This is a genomic window from Embleya scabrispora (genome assembly GCF_002024165.1).
In the GTDB taxonomy this organism is placed as follows: Bacteria; Actinomycetota; Actinomycetes; order Streptomycetales; family Streptomycetaceae; genus Embleya; species Embleya scabrispora_A.
In genome coordinates, this window is record NZ_MWQN01000001.1 from 1,173,266 (window position 1) to 1,191,330 (window position 18,065).

Annotated in this window: 13 protein-coding genes and 1 pseudogene; 5 read left to right on the plus strand and 9 right to left on the minus strand. The window is 71.9% G+C overall.

The window, feature by feature from the left end; translation table 11 throughout:
- Window positions 1-34: 34 nt before the first annotated feature.
- From B4N89_RS53310 to car, 3 genes and pseudogenes are all read left to right on the plus strand, one after another.
- A pseudogene (locus tag B4N89_RS53310) lies at window positions 35-643 on the plus strand (MFS transporter); the annotation flags it as partial.
- Window positions 644-866: 223 nt separating this feature from the next.
- A complete protein-coding gene (locus B4N89_RS05230; protein ID WP_268812537.1) occupies window positions 867-1,442 on the plus strand; it encodes an MFS transporter in 576 nt (191 codons plus the stop codon).
- A 67-nt stretch (window positions 1,443-1,509) separates the two neighbouring features.
- Window positions 1,510-5,049 carry a carboxylic acid reductase gene (gene car / locus B4N89_RS05235; protein ID WP_078974684.1) on the plus strand — a complete coding sequence of 1,180 codons (3,540 nt, stop codon included), beginning with the start codon at window positions 1,510-1,512 and terminating at the stop codon, window positions 5,047-5,049.
- Between the two features lie 18 nt (window positions 5,050-5,067).
- Here car and B4N89_RS05240 read toward each other — a convergent pair whose 3' ends face one another.
- Together B4N89_RS05240 and B4N89_RS05245 are read right to left on the minus strand one after the other, a co-directional pair.
- Entirely contained in the window at window positions 5,068-6,048 is a 981-nt protein-coding gene (locus B4N89_RS05240; RefSeq protein ID WP_078974685.1) for an NADPH:quinone reductase, read from the minus strand.
- Between the two features lie 256 nt (window positions 6,049-6,304).
- On the minus strand, window positions 6,305-7,357 hold the full coding sequence (locus tag B4N89_RS05245) for an IS701 family transposase (RefSeq protein WP_235618474.1): 1,053 nt from the start codon (window positions 7,355-7,357) through the stop codon (window positions 6,305-6,307).
- On the opposite strand from B4N89_RS05245, the gene B4N89_RS51195 reads away from it, so the two are divergent.
- Window positions 7,259-7,618: a hypothetical protein gene (locus tag B4N89_RS51195; RefSeq protein ID WP_235619001.1), complete on the plus strand. Its 360-nt coding sequence runs from the start codon at window positions 7,259-7,261 to the stop codon at window positions 7,616-7,618. The two genes, B4N89_RS05245 and B4N89_RS51195, sit on opposite strands and share 99 nt — an antisense overlap.
- Window positions 7,619-8,396: 778 nt before the next feature.
- On the opposite strand, the gene B4N89_RS47540 is transcribed toward B4N89_RS51195, so the two are convergent.
- The 7 genes from B4N89_RS47540 to B4N89_RS05280 all read right to left on the minus strand — a co-directional run bounded on the left by B4N89_RS47540 (window position 8,397) and on the right by B4N89_RS05280 (window position 17,172).
- Window positions 8,397-9,782, minus strand: coding sequence for a class-II fumarase/aspartase family protein (locus tag B4N89_RS47540; protein ID WP_235618475.1), 1,386 nt, complete (start codon window positions 9,780-9,782; stop codon window positions 8,397-8,399).
- Window positions 9,779-11,764 carry an FAD/NAD(P)-binding protein gene (locus B4N89_RS05255; RefSeq protein ID WP_078974687.1) on the minus strand — a complete coding sequence of 662 codons (1,986 nt, stop codon included), beginning with the start codon at window positions 11,762-11,764 and terminating at the stop codon, window positions 9,779-9,781. The genes B4N89_RS47540 and B4N89_RS05255 overlap by 4 nt, the downstream gene beginning before the upstream one ends.
- Window positions 11,761-13,713 carry an anthranilate synthase family protein gene (locus B4N89_RS05260; RefSeq protein WP_078974688.1) on the minus strand — a complete coding sequence of 651 codons (1,953 nt, stop codon included), beginning with the start codon at window positions 13,711-13,713 and terminating at the stop codon, window positions 11,761-11,763. Before B4N89_RS05260 ends, B4N89_RS05255 begins: the two co-directional genes overlap by 4 nt.
- Window positions 13,710-14,411, minus strand: a complete 702-nt coding sequence (locus B4N89_RS05265; RefSeq protein WP_078974689.1) for an isochorismatase family protein — start codon at window positions 14,409-14,411, stop codon at window positions 13,710-13,712. The genes B4N89_RS05260 and B4N89_RS05265 overlap by 4 nt, the downstream gene beginning before the upstream one ends.
- 13 nt (window positions 14,412-14,424) lie before the next feature.
- Window positions 14,425-15,195, minus strand: coding sequence for a 2,3-dihydro-2,3-dihydroxybenzoate dehydrogenase (locus B4N89_RS05270; protein WP_078974690.1), 771 nt, complete (start codon window positions 15,193-15,195; stop codon window positions 14,425-14,427).
- Window positions 15,192-16,433 carry a 3-deoxy-7-phosphoheptulonate synthase gene (locus B4N89_RS05275; RefSeq protein WP_235618476.1) on the minus strand — a complete coding sequence of 414 codons (1,242 nt, stop codon included), beginning with the start codon at window positions 16,431-16,433 and terminating at the stop codon, window positions 15,192-15,194. Before B4N89_RS05275 ends, B4N89_RS05270 begins: the two co-directional genes overlap by 4 nt.
- A gap of 343 nt (window positions 16,434-16,776) precedes the next feature.
- On the minus strand, window positions 16,777-17,172 hold the full coding sequence (locus tag B4N89_RS05280) for a YybH family protein (RefSeq protein WP_078974692.1): 396 nt from the start codon (window positions 17,170-17,172) through the stop codon (window positions 16,777-16,779).
- Window positions 17,173-17,372: 200 nt separating this feature from the next.
- Here B4N89_RS05280 and B4N89_RS05285 point away from each other — a divergent pair, with 200 nt between their 5' ends.
- Entirely contained in the window at window positions 17,373-18,041 is a 669-nt protein-coding gene (locus tag B4N89_RS05285) for a flavodoxin family protein (protein ID WP_078974693.1), read from the plus strand.
- Window positions 18,042-18,065: the final 24 nt, after the last annotated feature.

Genomic DNA, 18,065 nt, shown 5'->3' on the forward strand with positions numbered 1-18,065 from the left:
CCGCACCCATCGCCTCATGCGAAACGGCAACCTCATGGCCAACTCGACCGGTTCCGACCACCGCACGCCCAGGGCGGACCACGCGCCGCCGCGGCCGGGGCGGGTACTGACGGTGGTCAGCCTGGGCTACGGGATGATGGTCATCGACATCAGCATCGTGAACGTGGCGATCCCGGCCATCCGCACCGACCTGCACGCGAGTCTGGCCACGATGCAACTCGTGGTCGACGCGTACGTGATCGTGCTGGCCAGTCTGGTGCTGGCCGGCGCCGCGGCGGTCGGGCGCTACGGGTCGGTGTCCGTGTTCCGCGTGGGCACGGCGGTGTTCGGGGTGGCCTCGGTGTTGTGCGGACTCGCCCCGAACGGCGCGGTGTTGGTCGCGATGCGGGCCGGCCAGGGGCTGGGCGCGGTGCTGCTCGTGCCCGCGTCGTTGGTGATGCTCAGCGATACCTACAAGGAGCCGAACGAGCGCGCCAAGGCGGTCGCCGTCTGGGCGATGGTGGCCGGAAGTCCGGTCGCCTTCGGGCCGGTTCTCGGTGGGGCGCTGGTCGGCGCGATCGGCTGGCGGAGCATCTTCCTGGTCAACGCGCCGATCGTGGTGATCACGCTGTGGCTCGCGGCCCGCCACATGCCCGGGCGCGAGAAGGGGCCCGACGCGCCGCCCGGGGCCCGGGAACCGCAGGATCTTCCCGGGCAGTTGCTCGCCATCGTGGTACTGGGCGGTATCGCGTTGGCGCTGACCGAGGGGCACGAGCTGGGCTGGACCCATCCGCTGCCCCTGACGGCGGCCGGCGTCGCGCTGGTCGGGCTCGTCGCCTTCGTGATGTGGCAGCGGGCGTGCACGTTCCCGATGATTCCGGGCGATTCTGTTCCGGGCTCCGGGGTTCCGCGAGTTCGTGCTGGTGGGTCTGCTGCTGTTCGTCGGCTACTACGGCCTGGTCTTCGCGATCAGCGTGTTCCTCCAGCAGGTGCACGGCTACGGGCCGGTCGCCACCGGACTGTGCTTTTTGCCCTCCGCGTTGCCGATCACGTTCATGCCCCTGGTCGCCGGGCGGGTCAACGCCCGGCTCGGCGCCTTCCGGGTGCTGGCCATCGCGACCGTGTCGACCACGATCGGCGGCGTGTTGCTGATTTTCCTCGGCGGCGAGACCCCGATCGGTGTCGGTGTCGGGCTCACCTTCATCGGACTCGGCTTCGGGCTGGCGACCGTGCCGCAGATCACCCTGGTCATGGCGACCGCCCCGGAGCACCGCACGGCGATCGCCAGTGGACTGCTCTCGGCGGCGCGCAGTTCCGGAACCATGATCGGCGTCGCGCTGATCGGCGGCCTCCAGTCCGGGAACACGATCGCCGCACCGGCGACCGCGGCCGTGGTGGTCTACCTGCTGATGGCGGTGGCCACGGCCGTCGGCGGGCGCCGACTGCCCGCGCACACCGGCTAGCCGAAACCGCGTCCTCCCCGCCTCTCGGGCCGCCGATTCATCCGACTCGCCACCCATCGGAGCACTCATGCCTGAGCATCAGACGCATCACGACCTCGCGGCCCGCGTCACCGCACTTCGGGCGCACGATCCCGAATTCGCCCGCGCGATCCCCTCGTCGAGCGTCGCCGACGCCATCGCCGGATGCGACGGCAGCCTCGTCGCCACCATCGCCGCCGCGATGCACGGCTACGCGGACCGGCCGGCGCTGGCCCGACGCGCCGAACGGCTCGTCCGCGACCCCGACACCGGCCGCTCCACCCTCGAACTGCTGCCGGAATTCGAGTACTTCGGCTATGCCGAGGTGTGGCGGCGGGTGGTGGCGCTCGCCGGCGCGTGGGCCGAGAGCGTCGAAGGCGGCCTGCGCATGGGCGACTTCGTCGCGGTGGTCGGGTTCACCGGCGTCGACCATGCCACGATCGACCTGGCCTGCATGTACCTGGGCGCGGTCGCGGTCCCGCTGCCGACCGGCTCCCCCGCCGCGCGGCTGGCGCCGATCGTCGCGGAGACGGCACCCCGGATCCTCGCCACCGATCTCGACGCCATCGACGTGGCGGTCGAGACCGTACTGCGCTCGGCGTCCATCGAGCGCGTGGTGGTCTTCGACCACGATGCCCGCGTGGACGCGCATCGGGGCGTGCTGCGAGCGGCCGCGGACAAACTGGCCGGGCGCGCCGCGGTGGTCTCGCTCGCCGAGGAACTGCGGCGCGGGGAAGGGCTGCCGACCGTGCCGGCCCGGGACGACGGCGATCCGGATCGGCTGGTCGGCCTGATCTACACATCAGGCAGCACCGGCACCCCGAAGGGCGCGATCTACACCGCGTCGATGATCACCCGGATGTGGCAGAACGGGCGCGGCGGCATGACCAACGCCGGGGCGAGCCCCGACACCCCGCTGCCGACGATCGTCCTGCACTACATGCCGATGAGCCACGTCAACGGCCGGGCCTGGCTGATCTCCGGACTGTCCTCGGGCGGCATCGGATTCTTCGCCGCGCGCGGCGACATGTCCACCCTGTTCGACGACATCCGGTTGTCCCGGCCCACCGTGCTGAGCCTGGTGCCGAGGATCTGCGACATGGTGCATCAGCGCTACCTGCTGGAGGTCGACCGCGTCACGCGCGCCGCGACCGAAGCGGGCGCCGACATCGACGTGTCGACCGCCGAGGAAACCGCGCGCGACAGGATCCGGGACGGCATGCTCGGCGGCCGGATCGTCAGCGCCCTGTGCGGCAGCGCGCCGCTGTCGGCCGCGATGCACACGTTCATGGCCCGGGTGCTGGGCACCCGGATCGTGGACTGCTACGGCTCGACGGAGACCACCCGGGCGGTGGTCGTCGACGGGCGGGTACGGCGGCCCCCGGTACTCGACTACCGACTGGTGGACGTCCCGGAACTGGGCTACTTCGGCACGGACAAACCCCACCCGCGCGGCGAACTGCGGCTGAAGTCCGTCGGGTTGGTGCCCGGCTACTACCGGCAACCCGAGGTCGACGCGCGGACGTTCGACGCGGACGGCTACTACCGCACGGGCGACGTGTTCGCCGAACTCGCCCCCGATCACCTGGTCTACGTCGACCGGACGAACAACGTGGTCAAGTTGTCCCAGGGCGAGTTCGTGGCGATCTCGCGTCTGGAGGCGCTGTACGCGACCAGCCCGCACATCGCGCAGATCCACATATACGGCAGCCCGGAACAGGCGTTCCTGCTCGCCGTGGTGGTCCCCGCCCGCAGCGGCTCGACGCCGGCGGACGACGATACGACCCGGGCGGGGATCCTGGACGCGATGCGCGAACTGGCGCGCGACGCGGGGTTGGCGGCGTACGAGATCCCGCACGACGTGATCCTCGAACCCGAGCCGTTCACGGTGGCCAACGGGCTGCTGTCGGGGATCGGCAAGCCGCTGCGCCCCGCCCTCCTCGCCCGCTACGGCGCCCGCCTGGAACGGTTGTACGCGGACATCGCGGCGGGCCGGGCCGGTCGCTTCGCCGCGCTGCGGGACGCCGGGCCGCACGCGGCGCCCCTGGACGCGGTCCTGGCCGCGGTACAGGTCACCCTCGGGCATCCCGCGTCGGCTCTGCGTCCGGACGCCGGATTCGCCGAGTTGGGCGGGGACTCCCTGTCCGCGCACACCTTCGCGACCGTGCTGGAGCAGATCTTCGACGTGGAGGTCCCGGTACAGCTCGTCCTCGGCCCCACCGCGACCCTGACCCGCATCGCGGACCATCTCGGCGCGGCCCGGGAACCGCATCCGGCCCGGCCCACCTTCGCCTCGATCCACGGCCGCGACGCGGTCGAGGTGCGCGCGGACGAGCTGAGCCCGGAGCGGTTCATGGACGCGGGACTGCTTCGCCGCCCCGCGAGCCGGCCGGCCGCGGCGCCGGCCGGAACCGTCCTGCTCACCGGCGCGACCGGCTACCTGGGCGCGTTCCTGGCCGTCGAGTGGCTGCGACGGATGGCCGACACCGGCGGCCGGCTGATCTGTCCGACCCGCGCGGAGGACGATGCGGCGGCCCGGGAGCGGGTGGTCCGCTGCCTGCGCGCCGCGTCGGCGGATCGGCCGGGCTGGTTCGACGCGGTCGCCGCCCGGCATCTGGAGGTCCCGGCCGCCGACGTGTCCGCGCCGCGCCTGGGCCTGGACGCGTCGACCTGGCGGCGGCTGGCCGCCGAGACCGATCGCATCGTGCACGCCGCGGCCCTGGTCAACCACGTGCTTCCGTACGGCCGGTTGTTCGGCCCGAACGTGGTCGGCACCGCGGAGCTGATCGAACTCGCGCTCACCGGCCCGGCGAAGCCGTTCACCTTCGTGTCCACCATCGCCGCCGCACTGGAGCCCGACGGATCGGTACTCGACGAGACGGTCGACGTGCGCACCGCGGCACCGGTCCGCCGGCTGGACGGGTCCGACGCGAACGGATACGCCACCGGCAAGTGGGCCGGCGAGGTGCTCCTGCGCGCCGCGCATGAGCGAACGGGCCTGCCGGTGACGGTATTTCGGCCGGACATGATCCTGGCCCACCGTCGACTGCCGGGCGTGGTCAACCTGCCCGACCGCTTCACCCGGCTGATCCTCAGCGTGGTGGCCACCGGCATGGCGCCGCTCTCGTTCCACCACCTCGACGCGGACGGGCGGCGGCGCCGGGCGCACTACAGCGGCCTGCCCGTCGACTTCACCGCGGCGGCGATCACCGCGCTCGGCGCCGACGCCTCGGACGGGTACCGCACGTATCACGCGGTCAACGCCAACGACGACGGCGTCTCCCTGGACGAGATGGTGGACTGGCTGATCGCCGCCGGGCACCCGATCCGCCGGTTCGCCGACTACGAGCAGTGGCGCATGCGCTTCGAGGCGGCGCTGCGCGGGCTGCCCGAGGAGCGGCGGCGAGGCTCGCTGCTCCCGCTGCTCCCGGCCTACGCCCGACCGAGCGAACCGCGACCGGCCGGCGCCGTCCCCAACGCCCGCTTCACCGCCGCGCTTGCCGCCGTCGGCGGCGAGCCCGTCCCGTCCATCACACCGGACTACCTCGCCAAGTGTGTCGCCGACCTGCGCGGCCTCGACCTCCTGTGAGGCGGGGCGGCGTCCGGTTCAGCCGCCGGGCAGGAGCACCACACGTCTGCCGTGCAACCGGCCCTGTTCCATCCGCCGATGCATCTCGGCGGCGGCGCTCAGCGGTTGTTGCTCGAGCGTACGGGCCCGGAGTCGGCCGTTCGCCAGGAGGCGGTTGATCGTGCCCGCCGCCTCGGCGAGTTCGCCGGACGTGGCATGCGAGATGACGAAGCCGGCGATCGAACAGTCCTTCATGTAGAGGCGGCGCACCGGCACCACCGGATCGGTGCCGGTCGCCGCCAGGACGACGACCCGGCCGCGCGGGGCGAGCAGCTCGACCGCCTCGGTCAGGTCGTTGCGGCCGGAGCAGTCCAGGTGCACGTCGACTCCGCCGGGGCAGGCGGCGGCGATCAGGTCGAGGAGCTTCGGGTCCCGGTAGTCGAAGGCCGCGTCGGCGCCCAGGGCCCGGCAGTGGTGGAGATCCGCGGCGGCGGCGGTGGCGATCACCCGGGCCCCGGCGTCGACGGCCAGGGTCACCATGGCGCTGCCGACGTTCCCGGCCGCGCCGAGCACCAGGACCGTGTCGCCGGCGGTGACCCGGCCGTGGGTGAACAGGGCCAGATACGCGGTGGCGGCGGGATGTACCACGGCGACCGCCGCCGTCGGGTCGACACCCGCCGGGAGGGGGTAGAGCCGGTCGGCGGCCACCACCGCCTGTTCGGCCGCCGCACCCGGCCGCCCGCCGTGGCCGAGGCTGTTGGCCCACACGAGATCGCCGACAGTGAAGCCCGGCGCACCCGGCCCGGCCGCTGCCACCGTGCCGACCAGGTCGCGGCTGATCACCAGCGGAAACCCGACGGGCGTGCGGAAGACCCCGGAACGAAGCAGGATGTCGACCGGGTTGACGGTGGTGCCGAGGACGTCCACCAGGACATCGGTCGGCCCCGGTGTGGGCGCCGGGAGTTCGCCGTAGCGGATGTTCTCCGCCGGTCCGAGCGAGTCGATGAAGGCTGCGCGCATGTGCTCGAATTCTCCGGTCCGGTCGGGGTGGTTCGGGCTCGCCCGATCTTCGGGCCCGCCCGATGTGGCGGGCCGGCCCGGTGTTCCTGTTCGTCCGGTGTCCGCCCGCGCGCCGTTCCATGCCGAAGCACCGGCGGCCGGGTGTGTGCCGTGGCCGCCTGCGCGCCGGCGGCGCCGGGACCTTCCGCGGGGCCGCCTCGGGAGCGAACGCGTGGGAGTACCGGCGCCGGCGGCGCGGCGGTGGATCGGCCGTACGTCAGGCGATGCTCAGCTTGTGCTCGGCGAGTTCGGTGACCGCGTGTGCGACCGAGGCGAGGGTGGCGTGTCGGTGCCAGCCCGCGAACGATCGTCCGGCGAAGTCCCGGATCCCCACCTGCTCGGCGCGCGGCATGCCCAGGCTTTCCACCCGCCGACTGAGCCGGATCAGGCGCAGCAGCGAGGCGTGGTCGGCGTTGGTCAGATCGGTCAGCCACAGCTCCGCCGGCCATTGTCCGCCGATGCCGCCGACGCCGAGCAACAGGAAGTCCCCGATTCCGCTGCGGGAACGGCGCGTTCCGTCGGGGACGGCCGGCAGTCGGACCCGGACGGTGGCGACGAGTTCGGCGGCCTCGTCGGTGCCGGACGGAATGAGGAACATGCGCTTCCGGCCGACCTTGACGAGCCGTGCGATCCGGCTTGCCTGGAGGGGTTCGTCGCCCCACCCCGGTAAAGCCGGGTCGGCGGGGAGCAGCCAGGTGTCCTCGGCGACTTTGGATATGTGCGACACGCCCGCCGCACTCAGCTTCGAGACGACGCCGATGCCGTCCAGCCGCTCCGCATTCAACACCACCGGACAATCCGGTATTCGATGCCGCATGGCGGTTTCCAGATATGCCCGGACCATCGAATCCTCCGGCGTGTCGTAGCCCGTCTCGGGCCCGGACGGGTCCCGTTCGCCCCGGCCGCGCGGCCTCGTGGGGGGCAGGTGCAGCCGCCAGTTGACCGGGCTCGCCGTGGTGGCGGACACCGCCCACACGCCGACCACCTGCTGCGCGGTCACCGCCTGTCCCCGCTCCCAGGAAAAGGTCCTGGCGACCCCGACGGAGTGGGTACCCGACTTCGGAATGATCATCGGCTGCAACACGCAGGCATGGGGGGACGTGTGCCGGGCGAGATAACGCCCGAGCGCCTCTCGCATCGGCTCCCAGTCCCACGTGGAGTCGTTGATGAAATGGTGCAGTCCCTGGTCGTTGACCTGCTTTCCGAGAAAGGCGGCGATATTCCGAACGGACTTCCGTCCCGGAGCACCGAGCAATCCGCGGAGATACATGACACCTTTACGTCGTTGATCCGCCCTGGGCAGGGAGGCGAAAACAATCGGGGACACCTCGGCGACCAAACGATCGAGGGTCACCTTCCTGGCCGCCTCGGAATCCGGGCCACGGTCGGCGAACTTTGGCAGGCATGCATGATTCGGGCTGCCGTTGGCGAGCGCCATTACCACTCCTGTTGCTGGACGGACAGTTTACTTCCGAAGGAAATCGGCAACGAAAAACGGCAGCCCGAAAGGCACGACGAGGCATGGTTGTGACACGCCGCGCGAGGGCGTCGTCGTCGAGGGCGAGATCGGATGCGAAAGGCGAGAGCGAGGGGCGGAGGTGGGGCGGGGGTGGGATGCACGGAATGCGGGGGGGCGCGACCGCCCGCGACCCGGGGTACGCAGACCCCGGCGGCGCGTCGAGGCAGCCGGGCACCCGGACCGCTGCGGCGGACTGCACGTCAGGCGGGACGGGATCGTCGGGCGGTACGCCGCAGGTACTGCCGCCGGCGGCGTACGAGGGCGCGGGGCGGCGCGCGGACTCGCCCCGGGAGGGCCGGCTAGCGCGTCCGAATTCTTCCGGCGATCATGGCTCGACAACCAATACGGGTCGTTGGGGGAAATAAACCGACGGGTTTCTCGGCCCCGCTGCCACGATCGGGCCCGGCGACCTTTCCGGGTCGTGGAGCCGTCCGCTCGTATTCATTGATCCCCCTTCATCCGGTCGACCGATCGAGGGCCGCACCGGGACTTCCGGCAATGCCGTGGTGCCGCGGACCCGCATCCGCCGCACCCGACCTGCTGCCGTTTTCAGGTCAATGCGGTTCGAATTTAATCGCACGGTCGTTCGCCGGCAAGGTCGAGGCGCGGTCAGACTGGTCATCACCGGGTCAGGCCGGTCAGCGTTGCGGTCGGCTGCGCGCCGATAGTGCACGGCGTGTAATTTTCCCGAAACATACGAGCCGAGAACCCGGAAAGCGGGAATATTGTTGCGCGGACAATACCCGGGTACCGGCCGGTCGGCGGGGGGCGCCGACCGGCTCGGGCCCGCTCAGTCCCGGGGGTCCGCGCGCAGGGACCGCTCGACCAGGTCGGCGGCGGCGCCGGTGTAGCCGGCCGGGTCGCAGAGCCGGGTCAGCTCGGCGGTGTCGAGATGCTCGGCCACTTCGGGCAGGCTCGCGAGGTGGTCGGCGAGCGGGCGGCCCAGCCGGTCGGCCGCCTCGACGGCGCGGGTGAGCAGCGCCGCGGCGGCAGGCTTGCCCAGGTGCGCGGCCAGCACGCCGGCGACCCGTTCGGCGACGATCGCGCCGCCGGTGAGAGCGAGATTGGCGCGCATGCGCTCGGGCCGCACGACCAGGCCCTCGGCCAACTCCACGGCGGTGTGTGCGGCGCCGCCGGTCAGCCGCAGGCACTCGCGCAGCGGTTGCCACTCCGCGTGCCAGGCACCACCCGAGCGCTCGTCCTCGGCGAGCATGCACTGGGTCAACACGGCGGCCTGCGCGGGTACTTGCAGCGCGGCGCTGCGGATCAGCGTGGCCAGTACCGGATTGCGCTTCTGCGGCATGGCCGAGGAGGCACCCCGCCCGGGCACGTGCGGCTCGACCACCTCGCCGACCTCGGTCCGGGTCGACGACTGCACGTCGACCGCGAACTTGCCCAGGGCGCCGGCGGTATGCGCCCAGGCCGCGCCGACGTCGGCGATCGGCGTACGCAGCGCATGCCACGGCAACACCTGTACACACAGGCCGGTTTCCGCGGCGAACGCGGCCACCAGCCGCTCCGGGTCGGCGCCCGCCTCGACGTAGCCGGCCAGGGTGCCGGCCGCACCGCCGAGCGAGACCGGCAGCCCGTTCGACACCGAGGCCACCCGCCGATCGGCGTCCAGGACCAGCCGCCGCCAACCCGCGGCCTTGAGCCCGAACGTGGTCGGCACCGCGTGCAGCGCGAGCGTACGCCCGGCCACCGGCGTGTCGCGGTGGCGCCGGGCGAGGGCGCCCAGGGCCTCGGCCACCCGGGCCAGGTCCGCGCGCAGCAGCGTCGCCGCGCGCCGCGCCACCAGCATCGCGGCGGTGTCGAGGATGTCCTGACTGGTGGAACCCAGATGCACGTGGCGGGCGGCGTGCGGATCGATCGCGGACACCACCCGGGTCAGCGCCCGAACCAGGGCGACGACCGGATTGGCGCTCTCGCGCGCGTCCACCGCCAGGGCCCGCAGGTCGAACCGGTCGGCGTGCGCGGCGGACGTGATCACCTCGGCCGCCGAGGCCGGCACCAGCCCGAGCGCGGCCTGCGCCCGGGCCAACGCGGCCTCGGCGTCCAGCATCGCCTGCAACCACGCCGCGTCGCCGACCGCGGCCTCCACCGGCGTGCCCGCGCGCACCGGCGACAACAACCCGGCGTCCACGTACGAAAGTCGCCCGGCCGCGGCGCCGGTCACACCACGACCTCGATGTGCTCGCCCTCGGTCGCCGCGTCGATCTCGACCCGGCTCGGGCCGAGCGCGAGCACCGCTCGCGCGATCGCGTCCGCGTCGGCGATGGTCACCGAGTCCACGCCGGGCCGGATCCCGGCCGCGGTGACCCAGTGCACCGCCTCGGTGGGCACGCCGTACGCGAAGCGCCTGGGGTGTGCCCGGCCGTGCGCGTCGATCACCCGGTACGGCCGTTCGGTCACCGCCAGCCCACCGGTCTCGTAGTCGTACTCGTCCTCGCCCGAACTCGGGATGCGAAAGGTCGTACACGACTCGGTGTGCAGCAGATGGCGCAGTAGCGGATCCGCGGTGCGCCGCAGGTCGGGTTCCGGCAACCGCGCCTCGATCAGGATCTGCGCCCGCACCGAGGGCCCGGGGACCGTGGTGGAGTCGGCGATGAAGGAGGGGGTGCGGGTGTCGATCCGGATCCGGGTGTCCGGGCCGGTCAATTCGAGCACGCCGGCCTCGATCAACGCGATCATCTGCTCGATCCGTCGTGGTGGCGGGCCGATCGACAGGAACGCGTTCAGGGGGGTGTACCAGCGCTCCAGCTCGTCGCGGTGCGACGCCCCGTCCAGGCCGCCCTGGTCGACCGCCAGGCGGACCTCGTTGCGCAGGTCGCGCAGGACGTCCAGGGCGGCCTTGAACGGCCCGCTGACGTTGCCCTGGCGGGCCTGGCGCACATCCTCGGTGAGATGTGCCAGGAGCCATGTGCGAAACGCGTCCCGGTCGGCGAACTCCCGTCCCCGGAGCGGATCGGCGATCGTGTCCCAGCTCCAGCGATCCGCGAGCGCAATGCCCCGGTCGGCCAGGACGGTGTCACGCTCGGCCGGCCCGGCGGTCAGATACCGCTCGGCGAACTCGCCGCACTCGTCGCCCCGGCCGGCCCGCCGGAGCAGCGTCTCGTAGTAGACCGTCTCCACCTCGCGGGCGATCAGCGGCCACAGGTCCTGCTTGAAGGAGATCGGCGCGCCCCGGCGGGAGCGAGCACGCAGCCCGGCCACGTAGTGCGGGGTCAACAGGCGCGGGAAGTAGCGGCCGTGCGCGCCCTTCTCGTTCTCGCCACGTGCCTGATAGGGCAGACCGCGCCGAGAACTGGCGTACAGAATCGGCTCGTTGCCGCTCGACCGGTACACCGTGCGGTCGTCGACCCGCTCGAACCGGCCGCCCCGGCCCAGGGTGAACAGCGCGAGGTAGTCGAAGAAGCACAGGCCCAGGCCGCGCAGCAGTACGGGCCGGCCGGGCGCGACGCCGTCGAGGTCGGCGTCGGCCGGGTTGGTCGGGGTGAGGTAGGTCAGGTGGTTGATCCGCGCCAGGCTGGCCGTGCGCTCCTCCCGGGGCGTGGGCCGCGCCGCCACGTGTCCCTGGGCGAGCACGACCGCGTCCAGGGAGTTCAGCCGGGTCCCGTTGGCCAGTCGCACCCCCTGCGGCCCGCCGGGAAATCCGTGGGTGTCGGCCATGGCCACGGCGCGCGAGCGGTGCTCGCGGATCTCCACGTGCGCGGGCGCGCCGTCCCGGATCCGCCGGAAGCAGTCGGCGAAGTACCAGCCGCACAGGGTCCGCGTGGGATAGTCGTTCGGCCCGAGCCGGCCCGCCTCGGCGAGCGTGGCCGGGTCGTACCGGTCCGCCTCGACGCCTCCGGCCGCGTGCCGCAGTGCGAGGTCCGCGGCCCATTCGTACAGGCTCGGGCCCGGCTCGATCGGCCCGTCGATCCGCGACGCGGCGTCGGAGAAGACGGTGGTCTGCGAGGCGACCGTGTTGGTCAGCAGATGCCGCGACTGTTCCATCCGCCAGACCGCGCCGGCGCCGGGCGCGGCCGGGTCGACGACGTGCACGACCAGGCTCTCGTGCGTCGGCCGGGCACGTTCGTTGGCACACAGCCGCTCCAGCACGGACAGCCCACGAGGGCCGGTGCCGATGATGGCGATCTCGTGTGGCGTGGTGTTCACGGATGCACCCCTTCCGCGCCCGGTGTCGACACGGTCGCGCGGTGTTGCCCGGCGTCGAGCACGTCGGCGATCAACGTGCCCAGGATTCGGGCGCCGTCGCGGGTGAGCACCGACTCGGCGTGGAACTGCACGCCCGCGAAGTGTGGTCCGCGCAGCGCGTGTACCTCGTTGACGCCGTCCTCGCGACAGATCTCCACCGGGCCGACGTCGGGCAGATACGCGCGGTCGAACGCGCTGCGGGCCACGAAACTGTTGTAGAACCCGACCCGTTCGGGGCGGCCGAACAGTTCGATGTTCTTTTGCACACCCTGATGCGGCGTCGCGCGCCGGCGCAGATCCAGGCCCAGTTGGTGGCTGAGCACCTGATGGCTCAGGCACACCGCGAGGAACGGAAGCCGCTCGGCCAGCAGTTGCTTGATGCCGTCGTGCAGGCGCACGATCCGCGGATCGCCGTGGTCCAGCGGATCGCCGGGTCCCGGGCCCATCACCACGAGGTCGTGATCGGCGAACGAGTACGGCTGGTCGTAGCCGCGCACGCTCACCCGCAGCCCGAGCGAGCGCAGTTGGTGTGCGATCATCGCGGTGAACGCGTCCTCGGCGTCGATCACCAGGACGTGCCTGCCGGCCAGGCTCGGGAACTCCCCCGCGTCGCTCCCGGGTCCGTCCAGCCAGAAGCGGGCCAGGTCGGTATTGCGCTCGCGCAGCGCGGCCCGTACCCGTGCGTGCCCGCCCAGGGAGCGCGCCGGCGCCGGCGCCGAACGCGGGGCGCCCAGCAGGCCGTTGGCCTTGACCCACGTCTCCGCCACCTCGGCGGCCGGTTGCGAATCGCGCACCAGCGTGGCGCCGACGGCGATGGCCATCCGCCCGGAGGCGTCGATGTCGGCGGTGCGGATCAGGATCGACGAGTCCAGCGTGTGTCGTCCGGCGCCGTCGCGGCCGAACAGCGCGAGCACCCCGGAGTAGTAGCCGCGGCCCTCCGGTTCGTACCGGGCGATCACCCGGGCGGCGCTCTCCACCGGACTGCCGGTGACCGTCGGCGCGAACAGCGTGGTGCGCAACACCTCGCGGATGTCGCGGTCGGTGCGCCCCTCGATGAAGTATTCGGTGTGCGCGAGCCGGGCCATCTCCTTGAGGAACGGGCCCACCACCCGCACGCCCCGGTCGCAGACCCGGGACATCATCTTGAGTTCCTCGTCCACGACCATGTACAGCTCGTAGGTCTCCTTGCGGTCGTGCAGGAAGTCCATGACGCCGGTCAGCGTGGGCCCGGAGGTGGGATACCGGTAGGTGCCGCTGATCGGATTCATCACCGCCACGCCCCGACGCAGGCTCAGGTGCAGTTCCGGGCTGGCGCCGACCAGGGTGCGGGCGCCGGTGTGCACCAGGAACGTCCAGTAGGCGCCGGATTCGTGCGCGAGCAGGCGGCGCAGGAACGCGGCGGCGGTAGCCGGGGTGTAGTCGGTGATGTCGGCGAGGAAGCGGCGCTTGAGCACGAAGTTCGCGCCCTCGCCGGCGCTGATCTCGTCGGTCAGCACGTCGGCGACCAACGCGGCGTAGGCGTCGTCGTCGATGTCGAAGTGCCCGTCCGTCCAGTCGATCTCCGCGTCGGGCAGCCGGCCGAGCACGTCGGCGCGGGAGAGCGTGGCCTGCTCCCGGACGGTCAGCGTGACCAGTGGTGCGCCGTCGTCGGGCGCGGGCAGGCCGCGTTCGGCGAGTTGCCGGTACGGCAGCAGCGCCAGCACATCCGGGCCGGCCGGTCCCGACGGCGAGTCGGGGATGGGGATGTCGGCGACCCGCTCCACCACGCCGATGTCCCCGGTGAGGATCTCCACCCGGTCGCCGGCGGTGACCGTGGGGCGGTACAGCAGCGCGAACGGCGGCGGGTCGGCGGCCAGGACCCGTTCCAGCAGGGCCCGGGCCGAGTCCTCGGCCGGGGGTGTGCGGCTCATCTCGCCGCCCCGATCCTCGTCGCCCGGACCCCGGCGGGCGACGCGTCCTGCGCGGCCGGCACGAGCGGGCCGTCGTCGGTGCGCAGCCCGCGGGTGGTGGCGACCACCGCGCACTGGAGGGCGGCGTATTCGAGGGCGAGCGCGTGGTCCGCCGCGGAGAAGTCGGCGACCGCGTCGGCGACCAGGAAGGTGCGGATGTCGTTGGTGAACGCGTCCACGGCGGTCATCAACACCCCGACGTGCGCGTAGATCCCGCAGACGACGAGTTGATCGCGGCCGCACGCGCGCATGCGCTCCAGCAGGTCGGAGCGGAAGAAGGCGCTGTAGCGCCACTTGGTGAGCAGCCAGTCCTCCGGACGCGGGGCCAACTCGTCCACGATGGCCCGGTCCTCGGCGGACACGCGCATGCCCGGACCCCAGAAGTCCAGGAGCAGGCCGCGCTGTTCGGCGGTCATGGATCCCGGCTGGGCGGTGAACGCGACGGGCATCCCGAGGTGGGCGCAGCGTTCGCGCAACAGCACGATGTTGTCGATCAGTTCGCGGCGCTGGGCGGCGGCGAACGGGCGCACGAAGTAGCGCTGCATGTCGTGCACGAGCAGGACCGCGCGGTCCGGATCCACCGTCCATCGGGCGGTGTTGGCCGGCAGATCGCTCTCGCCGGGCAGCGGATATGGGGCAATGTCCGGGATACCGGGCATGATCGCTATCCTCTCAGGCGCCGAGCGTGGCGCCACCGTCGACCGTGAGCTCGTGCAGCGTGATGTGCCCGGCCTGGTCGGACAGCAGGAACAGCACCGCGGCGGCGACGTCCTCGGGCCGGGCGAGTTTGCCCAGCGGGATGCCGACGCGAAATGCGTCGGGGTCGCCCTCCAACGTGTGCCTGCGTCCGCTGTCGTCGTGCCACATCGACCACAACATCGGCGTGTCGGTCGACCCGGGCGCGACCACGTTGCAGCGGATGCCGTACCGGGCCACCTCCAGGCCGAGCGACTTGGTGAACATCGTGGCCGCGGCCTTGGAGGCGGCGTAGCCGGCCATCTTCGCGCGCGGGGTGCTGCCGCCGTTCGAGGACACCGTGACCAGCGCCCCCTCGCCGCGCGGCGCCATCCGGTCGACCACGGCGCGGGACATGTGGAACACCCCGCCGACGTTGACCGCGAACATGTCCGCCCAGTCGCGGTCGGACATCTCGCGGACCGGGCCGAGGCGCAACACGCCGGCCGCGTTGACCAGGAACCGCACCGGGCCCAGCTGCGCCTCGACCGCCGCCACGGTGGCCTCGACCTCGTCCGCGTCGGTGACGTCGGTGGGGAAGGCGGTCACGGGCAGGCCCGCGGCGACCAGTTCCGCGACGTACTTGCGCAGCCGGTCCGCGTCCCGGTCCACCGCCGCCACCGCCGTGCCGCGCTCGGCGAGCGCGCGCACGACCGTGCCGCCGATCCCCCCGGCGGCGCCGGTGACCACCGCGACCTCGTTCGTCATGTCGATTGCCCTCCTGTCGCTTGGTGTGCCGGGCCCGACCCGGCCTCGGCCGCCGTCCACGCGTCGGGCGCGACCTCGGCGTCCCAGGCGGCCAGGACGAGCAGTGCCTGCTCCGCCGTCAGGCGCGGATCGCAGAAGCTGGTGTAGACCTCGCCCACCCGGTCGGCCTCCCACGTGTCGAACACGCACTCGGTGACCTGGTCCGGGGTGGTCTCCAGGTGCACGCCGCCCGGGTGTTCGCCGGCCTCGGCGAGCACCGCCCGAAACGCGGCGACCTCGCGGCGGAGCGTGCGCACGTAGCGCGTCTTGTAACCGCGGTCGGTCACCACGGTGTTGCCGTGCATCGGGTCGTTCAGCCACACCACCGGATGCCCGGCCGAGCGCACCGCGCGGACCAGGGCGGGCAGTCGCTCGGCGATGGTGTCCGCGCCCATCCGGATGATCAGGGTGAGTCGGCCCGGCACCCGGTCCGGGTCCAACCGCAGGCACAGTTCGGTCAGTTCGGCCGGGTCGATGTCCGGGCCGACCTTGACCGCGACCGGGTTGACCACCTTCGCGAGCAGCGCCACGTGCGCGCCGTCGACCTGGCGGGTGCGCTCCCCGATCCACGGCCAGTGCGTCGAGGTCAGCAGCAGGTCGCCGGACTCGGTCCGGCGCACCAGGGGCAGTTCGTAGTCGAGGACCAGCGCCTCGTGGCTGGTCCACACCGGCACCCTCGGGTGGGCGGCCCGGTGCCGGTCCAGGTGTCCCATGATCTCGGAAGCGGCCAGATAACCGGTGACCAGGCGCAGCGGATCGGGCCGCCGCTCCTCCGCCACCGGTTTCGGGCCGTTGATCAAGTGACCTCGGTAGACCGGCAGTTCGACGCCGCCGACATACTCGGTCGGCCGGGATCGGGGCTTGGCGAACTGGCCCGCGATGCGTCCTACGCGCACGACCGGGCGCCGGCCGAGCCGTTCCATCGCGCCGGCGAGCAGGTCGAGGACGGCGATTCGGCGGGCGACATCGGCCTCGCCGCACTCGCCGGGATCCTCGGCGCAGTCGCCGGCCTGGATCAACTCCGCCGCGCCGGCGCTCACCTGCGCGAGGCCGCGGCGCAGCGTACGCACGTCGGTTTCGCCGACCAGGGCGGGGCGTCCCGCCAACGTTTGTCGAACACTGTGGATCTGGGCGTCGTCCTCCCAGTCCGGCTGTTGCGCGGCCGGGTGCCGCGGAATCGGCAGCAGGTCACTGGTCAATGCCGGCTCCAGCGATTGAATGCCCACCCGGACGGCCGCGGCTATTCGGCGCGGCCGTCCGGTCTCGGAATTTACTTGGACGGTGATCCGAAACGACTGAAGAGAACACGCCCCCACCCTCGCTCTTTTGTCCGAGCGCGCCAAGGGCGGGGGTTCCGGTTCGTCAGGTCGATGCGAGTCTGTCAGCTGGCCGGCCATCCGACGGATTCGCGAAAATCGGCTTGACCGAGGATTTACCGTCTGCGAGGGTGCCGGTATGAGGCCGAAATCCCGGGCCGAAAACGGGGCGAAGGCGCGTACCGGGAAATGAATTCGAAACCCGGCCGGGGCCGCCCGGGATCGTTCAGCTCGTGCCCGAGGGGTTGGAGATCACGTACCGCCAACAGCCGTCGGCCCCCCGCCGGGCGACATCGGTCGCGGTGCCCTCGATGTGCACGTGGACACCGTCCGGGCCGACCCCGTCGTGTACGTAGTCGTTGATCACCAGGGCGATGTCGCCGACCACGTAGACGTTGCGCAGCGAGACGGCGATCGGGACGCGATGGCGCAGCACCGTCGGCAGCGCGGCCCGCCGCTGCGCGCCCTGTGTGGTGACCCCCGGCTCGCGCACGTGCATGCCCTCCGGTTCGAAAAGCTCCTGGAGCAGTTCGAGGTTCCGGTCGTTGAAGGCGCCCACGAAGGTGTGCAGGAGCTCGGCCGGCTCGGCGGGAAGGCGTACGTCGTTTCGAATGGCAGACATGGTTCGAGTACAGCATCGGGCGGTCGAGTCGGACAGAATCGAGGGGCATGTCTGTCACCTCGGTTTTTCCCGCCCCGGCTTGCCGCGACGGACCTGACAGATCCCGAAACCATGGCTGGGCCGATCTTTTGTCGGCCCGGCATGATGTCGACGATATCTGCATACGCCGAGACGATATCGGCTCACCGGGAGCGTACCCCTTGACCAACATCTCCATCATCTTCCATTCGCGCAGCGGTAACATTTACCAGCTCGTCGAAAAGGCCGCGCAGACGGCTCGGGCCGCGGGCGCCGAGGTGCGCGTGCGCAAGGTGGCCGAGTTGCCCGATCCGATGATCCTGGACAAGCAGGCGTATCAGGATCTGGCGACCGCCACGGCGGACATCCCGGAGGCGGGCCTGGACGACCTGGTGTGGGCCGACGCGATCATGATCGGCACGCCGGTCCACTACGGACTGCCCGCGCCGCAGATCCTGAACTTCTTCGACCACACCGGACCGGTGGCCATTCCGGGCAAGTTGATGAACAAGGCGGTCTCGGCGTTCGCCTCCGGGTCGATGCCGCACGCCGGCCAACAGGCGACGATCCTGGCGCTGCACAACGCGTTCTGCCACTGGGGTTCGGTGATCGTCTCCAACGGTTCGGCCGCGGCGGTGCTGCACCAGCCCGGCAACGGCGCGCCGTACGGCACCGGCACCATCTCGCGGCACGAGGCGAACAGTGTCACCGACGACAACCTCGGCGCGATCGAGTACCAGACGCTGCGCACCCTCCAGGTCGCGGGCGCGCTCAAGCGCGGGCTCGAGCCGGAGCCGGGAATCACCCTGGTGAGCGAGGAGCGGCTGCGCAAATTCGGCCTCGACATCTGAGGCGAGCACGATCCGGCGACGCGC